The organism is Amycolatopsis bullii (genome assembly GCF_014654205.1).
Lineage (GTDB): Bacteria > Actinomycetota > Actinomycetes > Mycobacteriales > Pseudonocardiaceae > Amycolatopsis > Amycolatopsis plumensis.
The window spans coordinates 13,487-37,993 of sequence record NZ_BNAW01000062.1 but is presented as its reverse complement, the minus strand read 5'-3'; the positions used below and the strand labels follow the sequence as shown (position 1 = coordinate 37,993).

The 24,507-nt window shown below is 71.4% G+C and carries 27 protein-coding genes; 25 read left to right on the top strand and 2 right to left on the bottom strand.

What is annotated here, in order from left to right; genetic code table 11:
* Positions 1–105: 105 nt before the first annotated feature.
* The 9 genes from IE317_RS39555 to IE317_RS39515 all read left to right on the top strand — a co-directional run bounded on the left by IE317_RS39555 (position 106) and on the right by IE317_RS39515 (position 7,957).
* Positions 106–474 (top strand): hypothetical protein, encoded by a 369-nt coding sequence (locus tag IE317_RS39555; RefSeq protein WP_191316495.1) that lies wholly within the window; start codon positions 106–108, stop codon positions 472–474.
* A gap of 9 nt (positions 475–483) precedes the next feature.
* On the top strand, positions 484–996 hold the full coding sequence (locus tag IE317_RS39550; protein ID WP_191316494.1) for a sigma-70 family RNA polymerase sigma factor: 513 nt from the start codon (positions 484–486) through the stop codon (positions 994–996).
* Positions 993–1,646, top strand: a complete 654-nt coding sequence (locus IE317_RS39545) for an anti-sigma factor family protein (protein ID WP_191316493.1) — start codon at positions 993–995, stop codon at positions 1,644–1,646. The genes IE317_RS39550 and IE317_RS39545 overlap by 4 nt, the downstream gene beginning before the upstream one ends.
* Positions 1,647–2,072: 426 nt before the next feature.
* Positions 2,073–3,260 carry a chorismate synthase gene (aroC, locus tag IE317_RS39540; RefSeq protein WP_191316492.1) on the top strand — a complete coding sequence of 396 codons (1,188 nt, stop codon included), beginning with the start codon at positions 2,073–2,075 and terminating at the stop codon, positions 3,258–3,260.
* Complete coding sequence (locus IE317_RS39535; protein ID WP_191316491.1) at positions 3,257–3,781, top strand: shikimate kinase; 525 nt, start codon at positions 3,257–3,259, stop codon at positions 3,779–3,781. The genes aroC and IE317_RS39535 overlap by 4 nt, the downstream gene beginning before the upstream one ends.
* A gap of 8 nt (positions 3,782–3,789) precedes the next feature.
* On the top strand, positions 3,790–4,914 hold the full coding sequence (gene aroB / locus IE317_RS39530) for a 3-dehydroquinate synthase (RefSeq protein ID WP_191316490.1): 1,125 nt from the start codon (positions 3,790–3,792) through the stop codon (positions 4,912–4,914).
* Complete coding sequence (gene aroQ, locus IE317_RS39525; protein ID WP_191316489.1) at positions 4,911–5,342, top strand: type II 3-dehydroquinate dehydratase; 432 nt, start codon at positions 4,911–4,913, stop codon at positions 5,340–5,342. Before aroB ends, aroQ begins: the two co-directional genes overlap by 4 nt.
* Entirely contained in the window at positions 5,339–6,247 is a 909-nt protein-coding gene (locus IE317_RS39520; RefSeq protein ID WP_191316488.1) for a GNAT family N-acetyltransferase, read from the top strand. Before aroQ ends, IE317_RS39520 begins: the two co-directional genes overlap by 4 nt.
* A gap of 231 nt (positions 6,248–6,478) precedes the next feature.
* Positions 6,479–7,957 (top strand): beta-xylosidase, encoded by a 1,479-nt coding sequence (locus IE317_RS39515; protein ID WP_191316487.1) that lies wholly within the window; start codon positions 6,479–6,481, stop codon positions 7,955–7,957.
* 70 nt (positions 7,958–8,027) lie between these two features.
* Here IE317_RS39515 and IE317_RS39510 read toward each other — a convergent pair whose 3' ends face one another.
* Positions 8,028–8,435 carry a B-4DMT family transporter gene (locus IE317_RS39510; RefSeq protein WP_191316486.1) on the bottom strand — a complete coding sequence of 136 codons (408 nt, stop codon included), beginning with the start codon at positions 8,433–8,435 and terminating at the stop codon, positions 8,028–8,030.
* 62 nt (positions 8,436–8,497) lie between these two features.
* On the opposite strand from IE317_RS39510, the gene IE317_RS39505 reads away from it, so the two are divergent.
* Genes IE317_RS39505 through nusB form a run of 3 tightly spaced genes read left to right on the top strand, consistent with a single transcriptional unit; the run spans position 8,498 to position 10,650 of the window.
* Positions 8,498–9,586, top strand: a complete 1,089-nt coding sequence (locus IE317_RS39505; protein ID WP_191316485.1) for a M24 family metallopeptidase — start codon at positions 8,498–8,500, stop codon at positions 9,584–9,586.
* Positions 9,587–9,631: 45 nt separating this feature from the next.
* Positions 9,632–10,195, top strand: coding sequence for an elongation factor P (gene efp, locus IE317_RS39500; protein WP_191316484.1), 564 nt, complete (start codon positions 9,632–9,634; stop codon positions 10,193–10,195).
* Positions 10,195–10,650 carry a transcription antitermination factor NusB gene (nusB, locus tag IE317_RS39495; RefSeq protein WP_003096361.1) on the top strand — a complete coding sequence of 152 codons (456 nt, stop codon included), beginning with the start codon at positions 10,195–10,197 and terminating at the stop codon, positions 10,648–10,650. The genes efp and nusB overlap by 1 nt, the downstream gene beginning before the upstream one ends.
* Before the next feature lie 122 nt (positions 10,651–10,772).
* Here nusB and bldD read toward each other — a convergent pair whose 3' ends face one another.
* On the bottom strand, positions 10,773–11,261 hold the full coding sequence (bldD, locus tag IE317_RS39490) for a transcriptional regulator BldD (protein ID WP_003096372.1): 489 nt from the start codon (positions 11,259–11,261) through the stop codon (positions 10,773–10,775).
* Between the two features lie 248 nt (positions 11,262–11,509).
* On the opposite strand from bldD, the gene pyrR reads away from it, so the two are divergent.
* The 13 genes from pyrR to coaBC all read left to right on the top strand — a co-directional run bounded on the left by pyrR (position 11,510) and on the right by coaBC (position 24,432).
* A complete protein-coding gene (pyrR, locus tag IE317_RS39485; RefSeq protein WP_191316483.1) occupies positions 11,510–12,127 on the top strand; it encodes a bifunctional pyr operon transcriptional regulator/uracil phosphoribosyltransferase PyrR in 618 nt (205 codons plus the stop codon).
* Positions 12,124–13,056, top strand: coding sequence for an aspartate carbamoyltransferase catalytic subunit (locus IE317_RS39480; protein WP_191316482.1), 933 nt, complete (start codon positions 12,124–12,126; stop codon positions 13,054–13,056). The genes pyrR and IE317_RS39480 overlap by 4 nt, the downstream gene beginning before the upstream one ends.
* Positions 13,053–14,339 (top strand): dihydroorotase, encoded by a 1,287-nt coding sequence (locus tag IE317_RS39475; RefSeq protein WP_191316481.1) that lies wholly within the window; start codon positions 13,053–13,055, stop codon positions 14,337–14,339. The genes IE317_RS39480 and IE317_RS39475 overlap by 4 nt, the downstream gene beginning before the upstream one ends.
* Positions 14,339–14,833: a PH-like domain-containing protein gene (locus IE317_RS39470; RefSeq protein ID WP_191316480.1), complete on the top strand. Its 495-nt coding sequence runs from the start codon at positions 14,339–14,341 to the stop codon at positions 14,831–14,833. Before IE317_RS39475 ends, IE317_RS39470 begins: the two co-directional genes overlap by 1 nt.
* Positions 14,830–15,951 carry a glutamine-hydrolyzing carbamoyl-phosphate synthase small subunit gene (carA, locus tag IE317_RS39465; protein WP_191316479.1) on the top strand — a complete coding sequence of 374 codons (1,122 nt, stop codon included), beginning with the start codon at positions 14,830–14,832 and terminating at the stop codon, positions 15,949–15,951. The genes IE317_RS39470 and carA overlap by 4 nt, the downstream gene beginning before the upstream one ends.
* Complete coding sequence (locus IE317_RS39460; protein WP_191316478.1) at positions 15,948–17,111, top strand: AAA family ATPase; 1,164 nt, start codon at positions 15,948–15,950, stop codon at positions 17,109–17,111. Before carA ends, IE317_RS39460 begins: the two co-directional genes overlap by 4 nt.
* Positions 17,108–17,719, top strand: a complete 612-nt coding sequence (locus tag IE317_RS39455; protein ID WP_229903157.1) for a DUF4276 family protein — start codon at positions 17,108–17,110, stop codon at positions 17,717–17,719. Before IE317_RS39460 ends, IE317_RS39455 begins: the two co-directional genes overlap by 4 nt.
* Positions 17,719–21,033 (top strand): carbamoyl-phosphate synthase large subunit, encoded by a 3,315-nt coding sequence (gene carB / locus IE317_RS39450; RefSeq protein WP_191316477.1) that lies wholly within the window; start codon positions 17,719–17,721, stop codon positions 21,031–21,033. Before IE317_RS39455 ends, carB begins: the two co-directional genes overlap by 1 nt.
* Positions 21,030–21,878: an orotidine-5'-phosphate decarboxylase gene (pyrF, locus tag IE317_RS39445; RefSeq protein ID WP_191316476.1), complete on the top strand. Its 849-nt coding sequence runs from the start codon at positions 21,030–21,032 to the stop codon at positions 21,876–21,878. The genes carB and pyrF overlap by 4 nt, the downstream gene beginning before the upstream one ends.
* A gap of 107 nt (positions 21,879–21,985) precedes the next feature.
* Positions 21,986–22,303: an integration host factor, actinobacterial type gene (mihF, locus tag IE317_RS39440; protein ID WP_003096398.1), complete on the top strand. Its 318-nt coding sequence runs from the start codon at positions 21,986–21,988 to the stop codon at positions 22,301–22,303.
* Positions 22,300–22,953, top strand: a complete 654-nt coding sequence (gmk, locus tag IE317_RS39435; RefSeq protein ID WP_191316475.1) for a guanylate kinase — start codon at positions 22,300–22,302, stop codon at positions 22,951–22,953. Before mihF ends, gmk begins: the two co-directional genes overlap by 4 nt.
* Positions 22,950–23,219: a DNA-directed RNA polymerase subunit omega gene (rpoZ, locus tag IE317_RS39430; RefSeq protein ID WP_072480291.1), complete on the top strand. Its 270-nt coding sequence runs from the start codon at positions 22,950–22,952 to the stop codon at positions 23,217–23,219. Before gmk ends, rpoZ begins: the two co-directional genes overlap by 4 nt.
* Positions 23,212–24,432, top strand: coding sequence for a bifunctional phosphopantothenoylcysteine decarboxylase/phosphopantothenate--cysteine ligase CoaBC (gene coaBC, locus IE317_RS39425; RefSeq protein ID WP_191316474.1), 1,221 nt, complete (start codon positions 23,212–23,214; stop codon positions 24,430–24,432). Before rpoZ ends, coaBC begins: the two co-directional genes overlap by 8 nt.
* Positions 24,433–24,507: the final 75 nt, after the last annotated feature.

Here is a 24,507-nt window from a genome sequence, read left to right as displayed (position 1 = left end):
GACCTAAAGAACGAGAGCGCCCCCCGTTCGGTTCAATTTCCGGTGAACCGGATCGCCCCCTGTTCCGTGTATCTACCGGAGTGGGTGTGGAGTGGAGGAACGATCATGGTGAGTTGGGTTCTACGCATCGTCGTGGCGGCCGCGCTGCTCGGCTCGGCGGGCGTGCACTACTTCTTGTGGACGCAGGGGTACTCGGGCATCACCGGCACGCTGTTCCTGCTCGACGCGATCGCCGGGCTGGTGCTCGCGATCGCCGTCCTGGCCTGGCGGCACTGGCTCCCGGCGCTGGGCGCGGTCGGGTTCGGGGCGCTGACGCTCGGCGCGTACGTGCTGGCCGCGACCGTCGGGTTCATGGGCAACCACGACCAGTTCAACAGCCAGCCGGAGTACTGGGGTGTCATCACGGAGGCGGTCTGCATCGTGGGCGGCCTGGCGCTGATGTTCGTGAAGGACCGGCGCCGCGCGACGGTCTGAGGCCCGCCGGTGAAGGACGTCGCCGAAGAGGCGCTCATGCGTGCGCTGCACGAGGAACACGCGGCCGCGCTGTGGTCCTACGCCCTGCACCTGACCGCCGGTGACCGGATCCGCGCCGAGGACGTCGTCCAGGAGACGCTGCTGCGGGCCTGGCGGTCGCCGTCGGTGCTGGACCAGTCGCAGGGCTCGGCGCGGGGGTGGCTGTTCACCGTCGCCCGGCGGATCGCCATCGACGGCTGGCGGTCGGCGTCGGCCCGGTCGGAGGTGCCGACCGACCGGCCGCCGGACCGCGTGGTCGCCGACGGCACCGACCGCGCGGTGCAGGGCTGGCTGGTCGCCGAGGCGCTGGCCGAGCTGTCGGAACGGCACCGCGAGGTGCTGCTGCTGTGCTACTTCCAGGGCTATTCGGTCGCCGACGCGGCGCTGAAGCTGGGGGTGGCCGAAGGGACGGTCAAGTCGCGCACGCACTACGCGTTGCGCGCACTCCGCCTGGTGCTCGAGGAGAGGGGAGTGACCCAGTGAGCGAAGACCCCTTCGCGACGTTCGACGCCGCATACGTGCTCGGGGCGCTCGCCCCCGAAGACCGGCAGCGCTTCGAGGAGCACCTGCGCACGTGCGACCGGTGCGCGGCCTCGGTGCGCGAGCTGGCGGGGCTGCCCGGGCTGCTGGCCAGGGTGGACACGCCGGTTTCGCTGCCGGACGGCGGTCCGCCGCCGCCGGACCTGCTGCCGGCGGTGCTCCGCCGCGTCCGGCGCGGCCGCCGGCTCCGGGTCGCGGTGACGTCCGCGTCGGCCGCCCTGGCGGTGTCGGCCTGCGTGGCGCTGGCGGTGGTGGCCTCGTCCCGGCCGCCCGCGCCGTTGCCCGTGCCGCCGCCCGCGGTGGCGATGACGGCGCTGGGCCAGTTCCCGGTCCGCGCGGACGCCCGCCTGGCGGCGTTCGACTGGGGCACCCAGGTCGACATGTCGTGCAGCTACACCGGCGGCCGCAGCGGCGGGGAGTACCTCCTGGTGGCGATCTCGCGCTCCGGAACGGAGACCCAGCTGGCGACCTGGAAGGCGATCCCGGACAACACGGCCCGCCTTTCGATCGGCACGGCGTTGCGCCAGTCGGACCTGGCGGCCCTGGAAGTCCGGCTGGCGAACGGCCTGCCCCTGCTCCGGCTGAACCTCTGAGCCGGTGGCTCATCCGGGCCGCAGGGGGCCCCGGATGAGCCACCACCCCATGCCCGCCCGGCCCCCGCCCGTGCCCCAAGGGGCATCACCCGTGACTGGAGGGGCATCACCCGTGATTGAGCGGGCATTACCTGTGATTGAGCGGGCATTGGCGTGATGCCCCGCCAATCACGCGTGATGCCCGCCCAATCACGTGAGATGCCCCGCGAATCACGGGAGATGCCTGCCCAATCACGCGGGCCGACCCTCTGGGTACGCAGGCCGACCTTCGGGGTACGCGGGCCGACCCTCTGGGTGCGCAGGCCGACCCTGTGGGTACGTGGGCCGACCCTCTGGGGACGGGAAGGGGGCGGGTGGGTCTTCCGCGGTGCGGGATGAGCGGAGGCATGTCACGGCCCCGACCGCGCCCGTGACAGGATTGAGCCCATGTTGCGCTGGATCACCGCAGGTGAATCGCACGGACCCGCGCTGGCCGCCGTGCTCGAAGGGATGCCCGCGGGCGTTGCCGTCACCACCGCCGACGTCACCGAGCAGCTGGCCCGGCGCCGCCTCGGGTTCGGCCGGAGCCCGCGGATGGGCTTCGAGACCGACCACATCGAGTTCCTCGGCGGCGTCCGGCACGGCCTCACCCAGGGCGGCCCCGTCGCGGTCCACATCGAGAACGCCGAGTGGCCCAAGTGGGAGCAGGTCATGGCGGCCGACCCGGTCGACCCGCAGGTCCTCGAAGGCCTCGCGCGCAACGAACCGCTCACCCGGCCCCGCCCCGGCCACGCGGACCTGCCCGGCATGCAGAAGTACGGCTTCGACGAGGCCCGGCCCATCCTGGAGCGCGCGAGCGCCCGCGAGACGGCGTCGCGGACCGCTCTCGGCACCGTCGCGCGCAACTTCCTCCAGCAGCTGCTCGGCGTCGAGATCCTCAGCCACGTCGTCTCGATCGGCGGCGCGGACGCGCCCGAGGGCCCGCTCCCGCAGCCGGGGGACCTGGCCGCCATCGACGAGAGCCCGGTGCGCTCCTTCAGCCAGGAAGGCACCGACGCGATGGTCGCCGAGGTCGACGCCGTGCGCAAAGCCGGCGACACCGTCGGCGGCGTGATCGAGGTCCTCGCCTACGGCCTCCCGCCGGGCCTCGGCTCGCACGTCCACTGGGACCGCCGGCTCGACGCCCGGCTCGCCGGCGCGCTGATGGGCGTCCAGGCGATGAAAGGCGTCGAGGTCGGTGACGGCTTCACGACCGCACGCCGCTGGGGCAGCCAGGCCCACGACGAGATCGACCGCGGCACCGGCCCCGTCGGCGTCACGCGCCGGTCCAACCGCGCGGGCGGCCTCGAAGGCGGCATCACCAACGGCGAGCCGCTGCGCGTGCGCGTGGCCATGAAGCCGATCTCGACCGTCCCCAAAGCACTGTCCACAGTAGACGTCAAGACCGGCGAGCCCGCGGTGGCCATCCACCAGCGCTCCGACGTCTGCGCGGTGCCCCGCGCCGGGGTCGTGCTCGAGTCCGTCGTCGCACTCGTCCTCGCCGACGCCGCGCTCGAGAAGTTCGGCGGCGACTCGCTCGCCGAGAGCAAGCGCAACGCCGAGGCGTACCTCAAGGCCCTCGAGGAGCGGTGGTGAGTCCTCGCGCGGTGATCGTCGGCCCGCCCGGCTCGGGCAAGAGCACCGTCGGCCCGCTGCTCGCCGAGGCGCTCGGCGTCGCGTTCCGGGACAGTGACGACGACATCGTGGCCCGCGCCGGCCGCAGCATCTCCGACATCTTCGCGGAAGACGGCGAACCCGCTTTCCGTGCCCTGGAAGAAGAAGCGGTCGCCACCGCGCTGGCGGAGCACGAGGGCGTGCTCTCCCTCGGCGGCGGCGCGCCGCTCACCCCGGGCACCCGCGCCCGGCTGGCCGAGCACACCGTCGTGTTCCTCAACGTCGGCCTCGCGGCGGGGGTGCAGCGCACCGGCCTGTCGAGTGCGCGGCCGCTGCTGGCCGGGGTGAACCCCCGCGCCACCTTCAAGAAACTGCTCGACGAGCGGGTGCCCGTCTACCGCGAGGTCGCCACCGTCGAGATCGTCACCGACGACCGGACGCCCCCCGAGATCGTCGCGCACCTCGTGGCGGAGCTCGCCGCTCCCGCCGAAGCCAAGGAGTGAGTCAACCGGTGTTTGATTCGGCGCAGTCGGATCCGGTGCGGATCACCGTCGCCACCGCCCAGCCCTACGACGTCGTGATCGGCCGCGGCCTGCTCGGCGACCTCACCGAGCACCTGGCCGACGCCTCGAAGATCGCGCTGATCCACCCGCCGACGCTGACCGCCACCGCCGAGGCCATCCGCGACGAGCTCAACGCCGCGGGCCTCGACGCCCACCGCGTCGAGATCCCGGACGCCGAAGACGGCAAGGCGCTGACCGTCGCCGGTTTCTGCTGGGAGGTGCTCGGCCGGATCGGGCTGGACCGCCGCGGCGCCGTGGTCGGCCTCGGCGGCGGCGCGGTCACCGACCTCGCCGGGTTCGTCGCCGGCACCTGGATGCGCGGGGTCCGGCTGGTCAACGTGCCGACGACGCTGCTCGGCATGGTCGACGCCGCGGTCGGCGGCAAGACCGGCATCAACACCGAGGCCGGCAAGAACCTCGTCGGGGTGTTCCACGAGCCGAGCGCGGTCTTCGTCGACCTCGCGACGCTGGAGACGCTCCCGCCGAACGAGCTCGTCGCCGGGATGGCCGAGGTCGTCAAGGCCGGCTTCATCGCCGACCCGCGGATCCTCGAGCTGATCGAGGCCGACCCGGCCGCGGCACTCGACCCGGCCGGCGACGTCCTCGCCGAGCTGGTGCGCCGGTCCATCCAGGTCAAGGCCGACGTCGTCGCCGCCGACCTGCGCGAGTCCGACCTGCGGGAAATCCTCAACTACGGCCACACCCTCGGCCACGCCATCGAGCGCCGCGAGCGCTACCGGTGGCGGCACGGCGCCGCGGTCAGCGTCGGCCTGGTGTTCGCCGCCGAGCTGGCGCGGCTGGCCGGGCGCCTCGACGACGCCACGGCCGAGCGCCACGCGGCCGTGCTGAGGCTGCTCGGCCTGCCGACGTCGTACGACGCCGACGCGCTGCCGCAGCTGCTGGAATCCATGAAGGGCGACAAGAAGACCCGCTCCGGGGCGCTGCGGTTCGTCGTCCTCGACGCCCTCGGCAAGCCCGGCCGGCTGGAGGGCCCGGATCCGGCGCTGCTCGCGGCCGCCTACTCGGCGATCGCGGCGGAGCCGACCCCGAGCGGCGGGAGCGTGCTGCTGTGAAGGCGTTCGTGTTCAACGGCCCCAACCTCGGCCGGCTCGGCAAGCGCGAGCCGTCGGTCTACGGCTCGACCACCCACGACGACCTCGTGGCGCTGTGCGTCAAGACCGGCGCCGAGCTGGGGATCGAGGTGGAGGTCCGGCAGACCGACCACGAGGGCGAAATGGTCGGCTGGCTGCACGAAGCCGCCGACGGCGGGCACCCGGTGGTGCTCAACGCCGGCGCGTGGACGCACTACTCGATCGCGGTGCGCGACGCCGCGGCGCAGCTGACCGCGCCGCTGATCGAGCTGCACATCTCCAACGTGCACAAGCGGGAGGAGTTCCGGCACCACAGCGTGCTGTCGGACATCGCGACGGCGGTGATCGCGGGCCTCGGCGTGGACGGCTACCCGCTCGCCCTGCGCTGGCTCGCCACCCACGCGGGATGACCCTGCTCGCGACGGCCCGGCTGACGCTGCGGCCGCTGACCGAGGCCGATCGCGAAGCCGTGGTGAAGGTGTTCGCCGACCCGGCAATGAGCCGGTACTTCGCGGCGGATTTCTCCGACCCGGCCGTGGCGAGCGAGATGGTGGACCGCCGCCTGGCCCACCGCGGCCCCGCGGGCCAGGGCCACTGGGTGATCGAGCGCGACGGCGAGGTGGTCGGCGTCGCGCACCTGCGTCCGTCGTGGGAGCTGCCGGGCGAGGTGCCCGAGCTGGGTTACTACGTCGCGAGCGCGCACGCGGGACAGGGCCTGGCCACCGAGGCGGCCCGCGCGCTGCTGGACCACGGGCTCGGCACGCTCGGGCTCCCGGCGGTGTGGGCGCTGGTCCACGAGCGGAACGCGGCGAGCCGGAAAGTCGCGGAACGCCTGGGTTTCCTCGACGTCGGCAGCGGCGTGCACTACGGCGACCGGCACCGCGTGCTGGTCGCGCTGCCGTCGGTCCACGGGCGGCCGCACCACATCGAGCTGTGGGTGCCGGACCTCGCTGAAGCTTCGCGAAGCTGGGGCTGGCTGCTCGGGGAGCTCGGGTGGCGCGAGTTCCAGCGCTGGCCCGCGGGCGTCAGCTGGCGGCTGGGCGGGACGTATCTGGTGGTCGAGGAGTCACCGGCGCTGAGCGCGGCGGGGCACGAGCGCACGCGACCGGGCCTGAACCACCTGGCGCTGCACGTGGGGACGCGGGCGGAGGTGGACGAGCTGGCGGCCCGGGCGGGGGGCCACGGCTGGCGGCCGCTGTTCGCGGAGAAGTACCCGCACGCGGGCGGCCCCGCCCACTACGCGGCGTACCTGGAGAACGAGGCCGGGTTCGAGGTGGAGCTGGTCGCGGCGGAAGGTCCCGCGGCAGCGGAGTGACCGGCGGACGGGCTCGGTCCAGGCAGCACGGGGTGCAGTGAATGACTCATTCCTGGCATCGGACCCCAGGAATGAGTCATTCACTGCGTTCGGGGACGCGGGCTGACCGCGGGGCGCCACGAGTGGGGGACCGCCGCGCCGGACCGCGGTCGCTCGGACGGGTGAAGGTGCTCGCTACACTCCGGTGCCGTGCACCCGTTTCGTCGTGGGGGTCGGCGACCCGCTCGTGCCTTGCTCGCCAGTGTGCTGGCGGGGCTGCTGCTCGCCGGGTGCACCGAGGGTTACGCCCAGCCGCAGGCGGCCGGCGAACACCCGGCGATCGCGGGCGGGAAGACCGTGGCGCCGCGGCGGCCCGCCGATGTCGAACTCCCTTCGGGTGACTCCCGGCAGAGTGACGGTGTCGTCGCCGCCGGTGGGGCCGATTCCGTCTACAACTACGGGCCGTCCGTCATGCTCGACCGGGGGCAGACCCGGATGTGGTGGTGCAGCCAGTACGGCGGCGCCGGGCCGCCCGGGGACGACGTCCTCTACGCGCAGGCGCCGTCGTTCGACGGGCCGTTCACCGGGCCGGACGGCGGGATCCCGGCCGCCGTGTTCTCCGGGGCGCCCGGGCAGTTCGACGGCATGCACACGTGCGATCCGTCCGTGCTGCGCGTCGGCTCGACGTACTACCTGTACTACACCGGCGCCGCCGGGGACCACGCGCTCGGCAACTCGATCGGGCTCGCGACCAGTCCCGACGGGATCCACTGGACCCGCGCGGCCGGCGGACGGCCGATCCTCGGGCCGTCGCACGACGTGCACCGCGAGAACGTCTACGGCGCGGGCCAGCCGTCGGTCGTCTATCTCGACGGCTGGTTCTACCTGATGTTCACCGACACGACCGGCCGTGCCGCGGGTGCCAACGGCGCGGGGCAGTTCCTGCTCCGCTCGCGGGACCCGGCGTTCGGGGCCGGGGTGCAGGCCCTCGACGTCGGCGGGTTCGTGCCGGTGGCCTCGACCGCGGCGCCGCGGGCCCGGTCGATCGTCGACGGGTTCAGCGCGGACCTGATGTGGGTGGGCGCGCTCGCCGCGTTCGTCGTCGCGCACGAGACCGACGGCGGGACGACGCTGACGTTCTGGACCGCGGACTTCACCGAGCACCCGTACCGGCCCGTGCTCGTCCCCGGGCCGTGGCGGGAAGGCCCGGACCTGGTGCGCCGTCCGGACGGCCACGCGCCGCTGTCGCCGGCCGACCCGTGCGACCGGGTGCCCTTCGACCTCGTGCGCGCGACGACGAACGGCGGCGCGAACGCCCCGACCGACCTGCGGCACTTCGGGCTGGACCTGCTGGGGAGCCAGGCCTGCGCGAACCCGGGCCGGACGGCGGCGACGTTCGACGGCGTGACGGCACCTTCGCCGGAACGCACGATGGACCTGGTCCGCGCCGGTGGCCGCGTCCGCGTGGACCGCCGCGCGGTGGCGGTGGCGCTGGCGGGCGAAGTCCTCGACAAGGCGCCGCCCGCACTGGCGGCCCTGCCCCTGACGACCCGGCTGCGCTCGGGCGCGGAAGCGGTCCAGGCACCGGACCGCGGCTTCGCCTTCGTGCTGGACGGCCGCCGCTGGCCGGTCCCCGACCCGGCCGCCGTGGGCGACAACGGCTCGACGGCCCGCCCGGTGCCCCCGGCCCAGTGGGACGGCTACCCACCGGGCCCGTCCCTGGTGGGCTGACCACCGCCTCGTGAGCGAGAAACAGTGTTCTGACCCTGTTTCCCACTCACGACCGGCTGCGGGAGAGCGGTCAGGCGTCGGTGTCCGGGGACTTTCCGATCCGGCCGCCCACGAACAACCCCAGCCCCGCCGGGATCAGGACCAGCAGGGCCGAGAAGGCCGCCCCGCCGGTGAGCGCTCCGCCCAGCTCGGCCACCCCCGTCTGGTCCACGAACACCGCGCGGCCGATCACGTACAGGATTCCGGACACCACGCCCGCCACCAGCGCGGCGATGAACCACGCCCGGCCGCGGTCGGGCAGGCCACGCCACGCGTCCAGCGCGGCCCACAGCGCCGCCGCGCCGACCAGGACCGCCAGGGCCAGCGAAGTCATCAGCGTCTGGTCCGTCGGGTGGTAGACGGCGTACTTGGCCAGCAGCGTCAGCGCCACGCCGTGCAGCAGCGCCATGCCGAGGCCACGGATCACCCAAGCGCTCATCCTGCGGAGTGTAGGCCAGGTTACCGACGAGTTGCCCCGGTGGCGCGCACTAGGGTGGACGGGTGCCTGAAACCCATGGACGACGTCGCGGCGCGCTGCGCGAGCTCCTGACCGGGGCCGGTGTCGACGCGCTGCTGATCACCGATCTGCTGAACATCCGCTACCTGACCGGGTTCACCGGCTCCAACGCCGCTGTCCTCCTGCACGCCGGCGGCGACGACAAGACGCTCTTCTGCACCGACGGCCGCTACACGACCCAATCGGCCGCCGAGGTGCCCGACCTCGAGACCGTCGTCGACCGGGCCAGCGCCGCCGCTCTCGTCGCCCGGGCGGCCGAGGACGCCAAGACCTACGGGCGGCTCGGGTTCGAGAGCCAGCACGTCAGCGTCGAGACCTACGAAGCCCTCAAGCAGCAGGTGACCCTGACGCGGACCCCCGGTCTGGTCGAGCGGCTGCGCGAGGTCAAGGACGAAGCCGAGATCGAGGCGCTGCGGCAGGCGTGCGCCGCCGCCGACCGGGCGCTGGACGACCTGGTCGCCGCCGGCGGGCTGCGGCCCGGGCGGACCGAGCTGGACGTCGCCCGTGACCTGGAGAACCGCATGCTGGAGCACGGCTCGTCCGCGCCCAGCTTCGCCTCCATCGTCGCCGCCGGCGCGCACTCGGCCATCCCGCACCACCAGCCGACGCACGCCGAGCTCAAGCGCGGCGACTTCGTCAAGCTGGACTTCGGCGCGACCGTCGACGGCTACCACTCCGACATGACCCGCACCTTCGTCCTCGGCGAGCCCGCGGACTGGCAGCGGGAGGTCTACGAGCTCGTGCACGCCGCCCAGGCAGCCGGGGTCGCCGCCGTCGTGCCGGGTACCGAGGTGTCCGATGTGGACGCCGCCGCGCGGACGGTGATCGCGGACGCGGGCCACGGCGAGCACTTCGCGCACGGCCTCGGGCACGGCGTCGGCCTCCAGATCCACGAGGCGCCCAGCTTCGCCGCGACGGGCGTCGGTACACTGGCCGCCGGTATGGCGGTCACCGTCGAGCCCGGCGTGTACCTCGCGGGGCGCGGTGGCGTGCGCATCGAGGACACGCTCGTCGTGCGGGCTGGGGAGCCCGAACTCCTCACCCTGAGCACCAAGAACCTCGTGGTCGTCTGACAGCGGCCCCGAACCCGAAGATTCGACACAGGAGACTGCAAGCTCGTGGCCACGACCAACGACCTGAAGAACGGGCTCGTCCTCAACCTGGACGGCCAGCTCTGGACCGTCACCGCGTTCCAGCACGTCAAGCCGGGCAAGGGTGGCGCCTTCGTGCGCACCACGCTCAAGCACGTGCTCACCGGCAAGGTGGTCGACAAGACGTTCAACGCGGGCACGAAGGTCGAGACGGCCACGGTGGACCGCCGGAACATGACCTACCTCTACAAGGAGGGTCAGGACTTCGTGTTCATGGACGGTGACACCTACGACCAGATCACCGTCCCGGCCGAGGTCGTCGGCGACAACGCCAACTACATGCTCGAGAACACCGAGGTCCAGGTCGCGGTGCACGAGAACGAGCCGCTGTACGTCGAGCTGCCGACGTCGGTCGAGCTGGTCGTCCAGCACACCGACCCGGGCCTGCAGGGCGACCGCTCCACCGGCGGCACCAAGCCGGCGACGCTGGAGACCGGCGCGGAGATCCAGGTCCCGCTGTTCCTGTCGACCGGCGAGAAGATCAAGGTCGACACCCGCGACGGCCGTTACCTGGGCCGCGTCTCCAGCTGATGCCGACGTCGAAACCCCACCCGAACCGCGGCGGCGCGATCAGCCGCCGTCAGGCGCGCCGCCGCGCGGTGGAAATGCTGTACGAGGCCGCGCAGCGCGACACCGACGCGGTGACGCTGCTGGCCGACCGGGTCGGCGCGACGGACGTCGACCCGATCGCGGACTACACGATCAGCCTGGTCGAGGGCGTGACCGGCCGGAAGGCCCGGATCGACGAGCTGCTGGCCGAGCACGCGCAGGGCTGGACCCTGGAGCGGATGCCGAAGGTCGACCTCGCGGTGCTGCGGGTCGGGGTCTACGAGCTGCTCTGGGCCGAGGACGTGCCGGACCCGGTCGCGATCGACGAGGCCGTCGGCCTGGCGAAGGAACTGTCCACGGACGACTCGCCGCGGTTCGTCAACGGCGTCCTGGGCCGGATCGGCACGATCGCCGACCGCCTGCGCGCCGTTCTGTAGTGCACCCCGGTCAGGTGACCGCGGGGCAGGCTCGCCCCCGAACGAGCCCCCCGACGAATCAGTGAGCGTCTCCGGTGCCCCACCGAGGGACGCTCACTGCGTCGGTACCGCACCACCCGGAATCAGTCCTCCTTGGAAGGACGCGCCTCCGGCGGCAGGACGCCCCAGTCGATGAGCTGCTCGGTCAGCTCGCCAGGGGTCATGTCGTAGATGATGGCCAGGGACCGCAGGTCCTCGGTGCGGATCGAGAGCACCTTGCCGTTGTAGTCGCCGCGCTGGCTCTGGATCGTCGCCGCGTAGCGGGCGAGCGGGCCCACCTTCTCGGCCGGCAGCTGCTGCAGGCGCTCCAGGTTGATCACGATCTTGGTGGCGGGCTCGGCACCGGAGGGGACCCGGCCCTCGGGCAGCAGCTCGACCACCGGCACACCGTAGAAGTCGGCCAGCTCGGCCAGCTTCTGCACGGTGACGGCGCGGTCGCCACGCTCGTACGAGCCGACGACGACGGCCTTCCAGCGCCCACCGGACTTCTGCTCGACCCCGTGCAGGGACAGGCCCTGCTGCTGGCGGATCCCGCGGAGCTTGGCCCCGAGCGCCTTGGCGTAATCGCCCATCTGGTCGTTCTCCGTTCTTCACCCCCTCCCGGTCGGGGTGACCGGGCCGGGGGACTCGCTGAGTCGAATACTCAGAGTAATGGTTACGCATTGTTGTCACCAGGTCAAGCGCGAGCTTGTCGCGAATCACCTCACACCACCCGGAAGACTGAGCAAAGTCCCTGCTACTGTCGGTGGGAAAGCCCCGACCAGCAGGGGAACAGACGTCCTTTAAGGACCCGTCCGGTGAGGCGGGGAAGGAGTCCGGTTTGTCGTCACGCCCGCGTGACGCGGCTGGTTCGGCCGGGGAGCGAGAGCTCCTGACGGCCGGCGATGTCGCGCGCACGATCGCCCGAATGGCCCATCAGGTCATCGAAAAGACCGCGAACGGTGCGGAGAGCACTACCCCGCCCGTGTTGCTCGGGATTCCCAGCCGCGGCACCCCCCTGGCCGTCCGCCTGGCCGACAAGATCGGCGAGTTCTCCGGCGTCCGCCCGCCCACCGGCGCCCTCGACGTCACCCTGTACCGGGACGACCTCCGCCGCCGCCCGCCGCGCGCGCTCGAGCAGACGCAGCTGCCCGCCGACGGCATCGACGACCGCGTCGTGATCCTGGTCGACGACGTGCTCTTCTCCGGCCGGACCATCCGGGCCGCGCTCGATGCCCTGCGTGATCACGGCCGTCCCCGCGCGGTGCAGCTGGCCGTCCTGGTCGACCGCGGTCACCGCGAGCTGCCGATCCGCGCCGACTACGTGGGCAAGAACGTGCCGACCGCCCGCACCGAGGGCGTGTCCGTCCTGCTGGCCGAGATCGACGGCCGCGACGCGGTCCTGCTGCGTCCATCGGAAAGCGGCCCGTCGGACACTGCTGCTGGAGAGGACTCGTGAAGCACCTGCTCGCCACCGACGGCCTGGACCCGGCGCTGGCCACGGCCGTGCTCGACACCGCCGACGAGCTCAAGCACACGCTGCTCGGCCGGGAGGTCAAGAAGCTGCCGACGCTGCGCGGCCGCACGGTGATCACCCTGTTCTACGAGAACTCGACCCGCACCCGGGTGTCGTTCGAGATCGCCGGGAAGTGGATGAGCGCGGACGTGATCAACGTCTCCGCCTCCAGCTCCTCGGTGAACAAGGGGGAGTCGCTGCGGGACACCGCGCTGACGCTGGCCGCCGCGGGTGCCGACTGCGTGATCGTCCGGCACCCCGCCAGCGGCGCCGCCCAGCGCCTGGCCGGCTGGCTGGCCGAGCCGGGCACCTCGGTCGTCAACGCCGGTGACGGCACCCACGAGCACCCGACGCAGGCGCTGCTCGACGCGGCCACCCTGCGGGAGCGACTCGGGTCGCTCAAGGACCGTCGCATCGCGATCGTCGGGGACGTCCTGCACAGCCGGGTCGCCCGCTCGAACATCCACCTGCTCTCGGCCCTGGGCGCCGAAGTCGTGCTCGTCGCACCGCCGACGTTGCTGCCTTACGGTGTCGAAAGCCTTCCGGTGACCGTTTCGCACGATCTCGACGCCGAGCTGCCCGCCGTGGACGCGGTGATGATGCTGCGCGTGCAGGCCGAACGCATGCACGGAGGTTTCTTCCCGTCCGCGCGGGAGTACTCCATCGCGTACGGCCTCTCGGAACGGCGTCAGAAGCTGCTGCCGAACCACGCGGTCGTGCTGCACCCCGGCCCGATGCTGCGCGGGATGGAGATCGCTTCGGCGGTCGCCGACTCCCCGGCGTCGGCCATCACCGAACAGGTCCGCAACGGCGTCCACGTGCGCATGGCGGTCCTCTACCACCTGCTGGCCAGCGAAGGAGCCGCCGCGTGAGCACCGTGATCAAGGGCGCCCGGCCCTACGGCGAAGGCGACCCCGTCGACGTCCTCATCGAGGACGGCGTGATCACCGCGATCGGCGCCGTCGACGTCCCCGAGGACGCGGAAGTCATCGAGGCGAACGGCCAGGTGCTGCTGCCGGGCTTCGTCGACCTGCACACCCACCTGCGCGAACCCGGCCGCGAGGACACCGAGACCATCGACACCGGCTCGGCCGCGGCGGCGCTCGGCGGCTACACCGCGGTGTTCGCCATGGCCAACACCGACCCGGTCGCCGACAACGCCGTGATCGTCGACCACGTCTGGCGGCGCGGCCAGGAGGTCGGCCTGGTCGACGTCCACCCGGTCGGCGCGGTCACCGTCGGGCTCAAGGGCGAGAAGCTCGCCGAGCTGGGCACGATGGCGAACTCGCAGGCGCGGGTGAAGGTGTTCTCCGACGACGGCCTCTGCGTCGCCGACCCGCTGCTGATGCGCCGCGCGCTGGAGTACTCGACCGCGCTCGACGTCGTCATCGCGCAGCACGCGGAGGAGCCGCGGCTGACCGTCGGCGCGCAAGCCCACGAGGGCGAGCGCGCGGCCCGGCTCGGCTACACCGGCTGGCCCGCCGCGGCGGAGGAGTCCATCGTGGCCCGCGACTGCCTCCTCGCGCTGCACGCGAACGCCCGGCTGCACGTCTGCCACGTCTCGACGTCGGGCACCGCGGACGTGCTGCGCTGGGCGAAGGACCGCGGCACGAAGGTGTCGGCCGAGGTCACGCCGCACCACCTGCTGCTCACCGACGAGCGCCTGGCCACCTACGACCCGGTGAACAAGGTGAACCCGCCGCTGCGCACCGAGTCCGACGCGGAAAAGCTGCGGGCCGCGCTGGCGGAAGGCGTGATCGACTGCGTCGCCACCGACCACGCGCCGCACGCGGTGCAGGACAAGGACACCGAGTGGACCGCGGCCCGGCCGGGCATGCTCGGCCTGCAGACGGCCCTGTCGATCGTGACCGAGACGATGGTCCGCACCGGCCTGCTCGACTGGCGCGGCGTCGCCCGCGTCCTGAGCGAGCGGCCCGCCGAAATCGGCAACCTCGCCGACCAGGGCCGTCCGATCGCGGTCGGCGAGCCGGCGAACCTGGCCCTGGTCGACCCGGACGCCGAGTGGACCGTCCGGGGCGCCGAGCTGGCCAGCATCGCGGCCAACACCCCGTACGAGGGAATGCGGCTGCCCGGCGTGGTGACCGCGACGCTGCTGCGCGGGCGGACCACCGCGCGGGACGGGAAGATCTGCTGATGGAGCGCTTCTGGCTCGTGCTGGCGATCGTCGCCTTCTTCCTGCTCTGCCTCTGGGGCATGTACGCGGGCTGGCGCCGCAAGGCGCGCTCGCAGAGCGTGCAGGTGCCGCCGTTCCCCGAAATCCCCGCGGACCGGGGTGCCGTGCTGCTGGAGTCCACCGGCGTCTACCTCGCCACGACGTTCGCGGGGGAGTGGCAGAACCGGGTCGTCACCCGCGGCGCGGGGCTGCGGACTTCGGCTTCCTGGCGGCTGCACGACGGCGGTGTCGCCGTCGAACGCGGGGGAGCGCCCGACTTCTGGATCCCGCGGGACGCCGTCACCGGTGTCCGGCGCGACACGAAGATCGCCGGGAAGGTGATGGGCACGGACGCCCTGCTGGTCGTCACGTGGCGGCTCGGCGACGTCGAGCTCGACACCGGCTTCCGCGGCGACGACCTCGACGACTATCCACAGTGGATCGAACAGCTCAAGATCAAGGGAGGTGCCCAGTGAACGCGCGCGCGCAGGCCGCACTGGTACTCGAAGACGGCCGGGTGTTCCGCGGCGCTGCCTACGGCGCGCAGGGGCGAACCCTCGGCGAGGCGGTGTTCTGCACCGGCATGACCGGGTACCAGGAGACGCTGACCGACCCGTCCTACCACGGCCAGATCGTGGTGCAGACGGCCCCGCAGATCGGCAACACCGGCTGGAACGACGAGGACGACGAGTCCTCGAAGATCTGGGTCAACGGCTACGTGGTGCGCGACCCCGCGCGCACGCCGTCCAACTGGCGCTCCAAGCGCTCGCTGGACGACGAGCTGGTGCGCCAGGGGATCGTCGGCATCGCCGAGGTCGACACGCGGTCGCTGACCCGTCACCTGCGCGAGGTCGGCGCGATGCGCGCGGGGGTCTTCTCGGGCGACGCGCTCGGCACGGTCGACGACATGGTCGCATCGGTGCTGGCGAGCCCGAAGATGGAAGGCGCGGACCTGGCCGGTCAGGTGACCACGCCTCAGCCGTACGTGGTCTCGCCCGACGGTGAGCCGCGCTTCCGGGTGGCGGCGCTGGACCTGGGCATCAAGTCCAACACCCCGCGCCAGATGATCAAGCGCGGCATCGAGGTGCACGTGCTGCCCTCGACGTCGACGCTGGACGAGCTGCTGGCGGTCGAGCCGGACGGCGTGTTCCTGTCGAACGGCCCGGGCGACCCGGCCACGACGACGCACGCGACCGAGCTGACCAAGCAGGTCCTGGAGCGCGAGATCCCGCTGTTCGGCATCTGCTTCGGCAACCAGGTCCTCGGCCGCGCGCTGGGCTTGGGAACGTACAAGATGCGCTACGGCCACCGCGGCATCAACATCCCGGTGATCGACGTGGCCACCAGGTCGGTGGCGATCACGGCGCAGAACCACGGGTTCGCACTGGAAGGTGAGCCGGGCCAGCGGTTCGAGTCCCCGTTCGGCGCGGCGCAGATCAGCCACTACTGCCCCAACGACGACACGGTCGAGGGCGTCCGGGCGCTGGACGTCCCGGCGTTCTCGGTCCAGTACCACCCCGAAGCCGCGGCCGGCCCCCACGACGCGGCGCCCCTGTTCGACGAATTCGTTTCGCTCATGGAGAAGCGGTCGTGACCCTCACGACCGGCATCGAGCGGCTCCGGATCCGGAACTTCCGGGTGCTCCGGGACGTCGAGCTGGACGGCCTGACGCCGGTGACGGCGTTGCTCGGGCCGAACGGAAGTGGCAAGTCGACGCTGCTCGACGCCATCGGTTTTGTTGGTGAAGCCCTTGGCGGTGGGTTGACGACGGCCTGGGGGAACCGCGGTGGGCTGGCTGAACTCCGCAGCCGGGAAACCATCGGCCCGGTGGAGATCGAGCTGATCTGCCGAGTGGACGGTGAGCGTTTCGAGTACCGGTTGGTCGTCGATGAGGAGGACGGTGCCCCGGTCGCCGCCGAAGAACGGCTGACCTGGTCTCCCGACAACCCTGCTGCGCAGGTGACCCTCGTGTCGTTCCGGCGTGGCGCGGGAACGATTCGCCGTCCCGGACTCGAAGGGCGTACGGAGGAGCTGACCTCTCCCGGGCTGCTTGCTGTGGGAACTTTCGGGACCCTTTCGGACAATGCGCACATCGCGGCTTTCCTGGGGTTCGTCGGGCGGATCCAAGTGATGGACCTCGCGCCCGCGCAGATGCGGTCCGGGGCGAGAGGACCGCTTCGTGGCGCCGGGCTTGACGGAAACGGCGCCAATATCGCCATGCGGGTGCGGTCACTGAAAGACGACCGGCCGGATGCGTGGGACGAAATCCTTCGATCATTGCGTCAGTACGTGCCACGGCTGGAGGATTTCGAGCCTGCCCGGCTCGGAGACGGGAGCTGGATCATCCGGCTGAAGGAGCAGGGGATCGCGGAGCCGATCTTGCCCGAGAACATCTCCGACGGGACTTTGCTGCTGCTCGGGTATCTTATGGCCCTCCGGAACCCGCTCTCAGTCCTGCTGTTCGAAGAGCCGGAGAACCAGGTGCACCCGCGTCTGCATTACCTCTTGGGCGAGGAGACGCGTGGAGCTGAAAGCGACCAGATCATCGTCGCGACCCACGCACCTCGGTTCGTCGACGCGTTGCGCCCGGACGAGGTCTGGACGTTCGCCCGCGGGAACGACGGCTACGCCGAGACCAAACGTGCTTCCGCCGAAGCACCGGTCGTCCGCATGGTCGAGTCCGGCGGGGCGCTCGGCGATCTGTGGACCGAGGGGTACTTCCGGTTCGGCGACCCGCTCGGGGAGCGGCCGTGACCGTGCTCGCTCCCTGCCGCCTCGAAGTGCTCGTCGAGGAGCCGTCTGCGGAAGAAGCCTTGAAAGCTCTTCTCCCGAAGATCGTCCCCGGCGTCGACTTCCGGATCGTCCCCTTCAACGGCAAGACCGATTTGCTGCGCCAGCTCCCCGTCCGGCTCCGTGACTACACCTACTACTGGGCCGAAACGGGCTTGCGCATCGTCGTGCTGCTCGACCGGGACAACGACGACTGCGCCGAGCTCAAGAACCGCCTCGTCGAGATCGCTCGAGAAGCCGGACTGCCTGGCGAGGCGACGCTGTTTCGCATCGTGATCGAGGAGCTCGAAGCATGGTTCCTCGGGGACATCCCGGCGCTGAACGCGGCTTACCCCAGGCTGCCGCTCAGCCTGGACAGCCAAACCAAGTTCCGCGACCCGGAGAACGTTCCCGGCGGTGCGTGGGAGGGCTTGGAGCACGCGCTGCAGAAGCACGGCTACCACAAGAAGGGCCTCCAAAAGGTCGGGGCGGCGCGTGAGATCGCGCCCCACATGGACATCGAGAACAACCGATCCAAAAGCTTTCAGGTCTTCCGCGACGGTCTGCGGCGCCTGGTGAAAGAAGGAAACTGATGCCGAAGAGGACGGACATCCAGCACGTGCTGGTGATCGGCTCCGGGCCGATCGTGATCGGGCAGGCCGCGGAGTTCGACTACTCCGGCACCCAGGCCTGCCGGGTGCTGCGCAGCGAAGGCCTGCGCGTCTCCCTGGTGAACTCGAACCCGGCCACCATCATGACCGACCCCGAGTTCGCCGACGCCACCTACATCGAGCCGGTCACGCCGGACTTCGTCGAGAAGGTCATCGCCGAAGAGCGGCCCGACGCGCTGCTCGCCACCCTCGGCGGGCAGACCGCGCTCAACTGCGCCGTCGCGCTGCACGAGCGGGGCGTGCTCGACAAGTACGGCGTCGAGCTGATCGGTGCCGACATCGACGCCATCCAGCGGGGTGAGGACCGGCAGAAGTTCAAGGACATCGTGCGCACGGTCGGTGCCGACGTCCCGCGCTCCCGCGTCTGCCACGACATGGACGAGGTCCGCGACACCGTCAAGGAACTCGGCCTCCCGGTCGTCATCCGGCCGTCGTTCACCATGGGCGGCCTCGGCTCCGGCATGGCGCACACGCCCGAGGACCTCGAGCGGCTCGCCTCCACCGGCCTCGCCGAGTCTCCCGTCACCGAGGTGCTCATCGAGGAGAGCGTGCTCGGCTGGAAGGAGTACGAGCTCGAGCTGATGCGCGACAAGCACGACAACGTCGTGGTCGTCTGCTCGATCGAAAACATCGACGCGATGGGCGTGCACACCGGCGACTCGGTCACCGTCGCGCCCACCATGACCCTCACCGACCGCGAGTACCAGGTGATGCGGGACGTCGGCATCGCCGTGCTGCGCGAGGTCGGCGTCGACACCGGTGGCTGCAACATCCAGTTCGCGATCAACCCGCGCGACGGCCGGATGGTCGTCATCGAGATGAACCCGCGTGTCTCGAGGTCGAGTGCGCTGGCGTCCAAGGCCACCGGCTTCCCGATCGCCAAGATCGCCGCCAAGCTCGCCATCGGCTACACCCTGGACGAGATCCGCAACGACATCACCGGCGAGACGCCGGCCGCGTTCGAGCCCACTTTGGACTACGTCGTCGTCAAGATGCCGCGGTTCGCCTTCGAGAAGTTCCCGGGCGCGGACCCCACGCTGACCACGACGATGAAGAGCGTCGGCGAGGCGATGTCGTTCGGCCGCAGCTTCCCCGAGGCGCTCGGCAAGGTGATGCGCTCGATCGAGACCAAGGCGACCGGCTTCTGGACGCTGCCCGACCCCGAAGGCGTCACGCTGGAGTCTACTTTGGACTCGCTGCGCACGCCGAAGGAAGGCCGGCTGTACGAAGTGGAGCGTGCCCTGCGGCTCGGTGCCTCTGTCGAGCAGGTGCACGAGGCCTCCGGCATCGACCCGTGGTTCATCGACCAGATCGCCCTCATCGGCGAGGTCGGCGCCGAGGTCCGTGACGCGCCGGTCCTGGACGGCGACCTCCTGCGGCGGGCCAAGCGCACCGGCCTGTCGGACCGGCAGATCGCCGCGCTGCGGCCGGAACTGGCCGGCGAGGACGGCGTCCGCGCGCTGCGCCACCGCCTCGGCGTGCGGCCGGTGTTCAAGACCGTCGACACCTGCGCGGCCGAGTTCGCGGCCAAGACCCCGTACCACTATTCGGCTTACGAGTCCGACCCCGACGCGCAGTCCGAAGTGGTCGTCCAGAGCGACAAGCCGAAGGTGCTCATCCTCGGCAGCGGCCCGAACCGGATCGGGCAGGGCATCGAGTTCGACTACTCCTGCGTGCACGCGGCGATCGCGTTGCGGGAGGCCGGGTTCGAGGCCGTCATGGTCAACTGCAACCCGGAAACGGTCTCCACCGACTACGACACCTCCGACCGGCTGTACTTCGAGCCGCTGTCGTTCGAGGACGTCCTCGAGGTCGTGCACGCCGAGCAGGCGTCCGGCACGGTCGCCGGCGTGATCGTCCAGCTGGGCGGCCAGACCCCGCTGGGCCTGGCGAAGCGCCTCGCCGACGCCGGGGTCCCGGTGGTCGGCACGCCGCCGGAGGCGATCCACCTGGCCGAGGACCGCGGCGCGTTCGGTGAAGTGCTCACCGACGCCGGCCTGCCCGCCCCCCGCTACGGCACGGCGACGTCGTTCGACGGCGCCAAGCGGATCGCCGACGAGATCGGCTACCCGGTGCTTGTCCGGCCGTCCTACGTGCTCGGCGGCCGCGGCATGGAAATCGTCTACGACGAGGAGACCCTGGCCGGCTACATCAGCCGCGCCACCGAGATCACCCCCGAGCACCCGGTGCTCGTCGACCGGTTCCTCGACGACGCCATCGAAATCGACGTCGACGCGCTGTTCGACGGCGAGGAGCTCTACCTCGGCGGCGTCATGGAGCACATCGAGGAAGCCGGTATCCACTCCGGCGACTCCTCGTGCGCGCTGCCGCCGATCACGCTCGGCCACACCGACCTGCAGGCCGTCCGGCGCTCCACCGAGGCGATCGCCCGCGGTGTCGGCGTGCGCGGGCTCCTGAACGTCCAGTACGCGCTCAAGGACGACGTCCTGTACGTCCTGGAGGCCAACCCGCGTGCGTCGCGGACGGTGCCGTTCGTGTCCAAGGCGACGGCGGTGCCGCTGGCCAAGGCCGCCGCGCTGATCATGACCGGCTCGACGATCAAGGACCTGCGCGCGAGCGGGGTCCTGCCGGCCGAGGGCGACGGCGGCCGGATGCCGGCCGACTCGCCGGTCGCGGTCAAGGAAGCCGTGCTGCCCTTCCACCGCTTCCGCACCCCGGAAGGCCACGGTGTCGACTCGCTGCTGGGCCCGGAGATGAAGTCCACCGGCGAGGTGATGGGTGTCGACGTCTCCTTCGGCAAGGCGTTCGCGAAGTCCCAAAGCGGCGCGTACGGCTCGCTGCCGACGTCCGGGCGCGTGTTCGTCTCGGTCGCCAACCGCGACAAGCGCTCGCTGGTGTTCCCGGTGAAGCGGCTGGCGGACCTCGGCTTCGAGGTCCTCGCCACGTCCGGCACCGCGGAAGTGCTGCGGCGCAACGGTATCCCGTGCACCGTGGTGCGCAAGCACTACGAGGGTTCCACCGAGGCCGAGCCGAACATCGTGGACGTCATCCTCAACGGCGACGTCGACATGGTGATCAACACGCCCTACGGGAACAGCGGTCCGCGCGTCGACGGCTACGAAATCCGCACCGCGGCGGTGTCGCGGGACATCCCGTGCGTGACCACCGTGCAGGGCGCCGCGGCGGCCGTGCACGGCATCGAGGCGCTGATCCGGGGCGACATCGGGGTCAAGTCGCTGCAGGAGCTCCAGGCGGCGCTGAAGGCGAAGGCGTGAGCGGGCGGGAGCGGTTCGGGGCGCGGCTGGCCAAGGCCGTCGCGGCCCGCGGCCCGCTGTGCGCCGGGATCGACCCGCACCCGGGCCTGATCGAGGCCTGGGGGCTGCCGGTGGACGCCTCGGGCCTGGAACGGTTCGCGCTGTCGGCCACGGAGGTCCTGGCGGCCCAGGCAGCCGTCGTGAAGCCGCAGTCGGCGTTCTTCGAAAGTTTCGGGGCGGCCGGTGTCCGGGTGCTGGAACGGGTGGTTTCGACCGCCCGCGACGCCGGCGCGCTGGTTCTCCTGGACGTCAAGCGGGGCGACATCGGCTCCACGATGGGTGCCTACACCGCCGCGTACGTCGCCGAGGGTGCGGCGATCGCCGCCGACGCGATCACCGTTTCGCCGTACCTCGGCTTCGGCTCTTTGGCCCAATGCGCCGAAACGGCCGTCTCGGCGGGGCGCGGCATCTTCGTGCTTGCCCGGACTTCGAACCCGGAAGCGGGCGAAGTGCAGAACGCGAAGCTGCCCGACGGGCGCACGGTCGCGCAGGCGATCGTCGACTCGGTGGCGGCGCTCAACGCAGGCGCGGAACCGCTCGGCGATGTGGGTGTCGTCGTCGGAGCCACCGTTCCGCCGGGAGAACTCGACCTTTCCCGGCTGAACGGTCCCGTGCTGGCGCCCGGTTTCGGGGCCCAGGGAGCCACTGTGGCCGATTTGCGGGCCCTGTTCGGTGCGTCCCTGCCGGGCGTGCTGCCCGCCTCGTCCCGGGACATCCTGAAGCACGGTCCGGAGCAAGCGGCTTTGCGCCAAGCGGTCGAACGGGTCGCCGAAGTGCTGGCCGACCCGCAGGAAAACGGCCAATAGCAGGGCCCGGAACGGGCCCCCACCAGGCACCCCCGCATTGTGGCCGGTGCTCACGGGTGGGTACCGTCGCGTCACCCACCCAGTTTTGAGAACTACCGGAGGAAAACGTGGCACTTCCCCAGCTGACAGAGGAACAGCGCGCTGCGGCGCTGGAGAAGGCCGCCGCCGCCCGCCGCATCCGTGCTGAGCTGAAGGAGCGGCTGAAGCGGGGCGGTACCACTCTGGTCGACGTGCTGAAGCAGGCCGAGGAGAACGAAGTCCTCGGCAAGATGAAGGTTTCGGCTCTGCTCGAGGCTCTGCCCGGCGTCGGCAAGGTCCGCGCCCAGCAGACCATGGAGCGACTGGAGATCGCCCCCAGCCGTCGCCTTCGCGGCCTCGGCGACCGGCAGCGCAAGGCGCTGCTGGCCGAGTTCAGCGGCGAGTGAACGGCGCCGGTCGTGACTACCCGGTGAACCGGGGCGCCGACCGCGGCAGTGAGCCGGTGACGGGGGATCTCCCCCGGCACCGGCTCACCGTCGTATCGGGGCCTTCGGGGGTCGGGAAGTCGAGCGTGGTGGGCGAGCTGCGGAAGCTCGAGCCCGACGTCTGGTTCAGCGTCTCGGTCACCACGCGCAAGCCGCGTCCCGGCGAAGTCGACGGGGCGCACTACCACTTCGTCGACCGCGCGGAGTTCGACGCGATGGTCGCCGACGGGCGGCTGCTGGAGTGGGCCGAGTTCGCCGGCAACTGCTACGGCACCCCGCGCGAGCCGGTCGAGAAGGCGCTCGCCGAGGGCCGCCCGGCCGTCCTGGAGATCGAACTGCAGGGCGCTCGCCAGGTCCGCGTCGCGATGCCGGAGGCCCGGCTGGTGATGCTGATGCCGCCGTCGTGGGAGGAACTGGTCGGCAGGCTCACCGGGCGCGGCACCGAAACCGAGGCCGCCGTGCAGGCCCGGCTGGCCGAAGCGGAGCGCGAGCTGGCGGCGGCGGGGGAGTTCGACCACCGCGTCGTCAACGCCGACGTGCGGGAGGCGGCTGAGCACTTGCTAAACTTGATTACCGAACAGTCTTCCGAAGATGTGGAGCACCACGAGTGACCAGCCAAGTGGCCTTGACCGAAGAGCTCGAGGGCATCACCAACCCGCCCATCGACGACCTGCTCGAGAAGGTCAGCTCGAAGTACGCGCTGGTGATCTACTCGGCCAAGCGCGCCCGCCAGATCAACGACTACTACGCCCAGCTGGGCGAGGGCCTGCTCGAGTACGTCGGCCCGCTCGTCGAGCCGGGCCCGCGCGAGAAGCCGCTCTCGATCGCGCTGCGCGAGATCCACGGCGGCCTGCTCGAGCACACCGAGGGTGAGTAAACCCCGCGTCGTCCTGGGCGTGGGCGGCGGGATCGCCGCCTACAAGGCCTGTGAGGTGCTGCGCGGGCTGACCGAATCCGGTCACGACGTCCGCGTGGTCCCCACCGAAGCCGCGCTGAACTTCGTCGGCGCGGCGACCTTCGAAGCCCTCTCCGGGCACCCGGTGCACACGGGCGTGTTCACCGAGGTGCCCGAGGTCCAGCACGTCCGCGTTGGCAAGGAAGCCGACCTCGTCCTGGTCGTGCCGGCCACGGCGAACCTGCTCGCCAAGGCCGCCCACGGCCTGGCGGACGACCTGCTGACCACCACGCTGCTCACCGCCCGGTGCCCGGTCGCCTTCTTCCCGGCGATGCACACGGAGATGTGGGAGCACCCCGCGACCCGCGACAACGTGGCCCTGCTGCGCTCGCGCGGCATGGTCGTCACCGAGCCGGCCTCCGGACGGCTGACCGGGGTCGACACCGGCAAGGGCCGCCTGGCGAACCCGGCCGAGATCGTCGACCTGGCCCGGCTGCTGCTGGCCCGCCCCGAGGCCCTCCCGCGCGACCTCGAAGGCGTCCGCGTGGTGGTCTCGGCCGGTGGCACCCGCGAGCCCCTCGACCCGGTCCGCTACCTGGGCAACCGCTCGTCCGGCAAGCAGGGCTACGCGCTGGCCCGCGTCGCCGCCCAGCGCGGCGCCGACGTCACCCTGGTCACCGCGCACACGGTCGCCCTCCCGGACCCGGCGGGCGCGGCGGTCGAGCACGTCTCGACGGCGGAGGAACTGCGGCAGGCGGTGCACGCCGCGGCCGCCTCCGCGGACGTGGTCGTGATGGCCGCCGCGGTCGCCGACTTCCGGCCGGCCAACCGGGCCGAGCACAAGATCAAGAAGTCCGACGACCAGCCGGACCCGGTGATCGAGCTCGACCGCAACGCCGACATCCTGGCCGAATTGGTGCAGAACCGGCGTCCCGGGCAGGTCGTCGTGGGATTCGCCGCGGAAACCGGCGACGCGCAGGGTAGCGTGCTCGACCACGCCCGCGCGAAGCTCAAGCGCAAGGGCGCGGATCTCCTGGTGGTCAACGCCGTCGGCGACGGGAAAGCGTTCGGCACGGAGGACAATTCGGGCTGGCTGCTCGGGTCCGACGGTACGGAAATCCCTATACCTCTCGGCGCGAAGGCTGAACTGGCGTCCACGTTGTGGGACGCTGTTGTGAGCTTCATGAAGCGTTGACCGTCCCCCGAGCGATAGTCAGTACGCTTGCATAGCTAAGGGGTGCCTAACTTTCGGGGCATCCGACGACTAGGT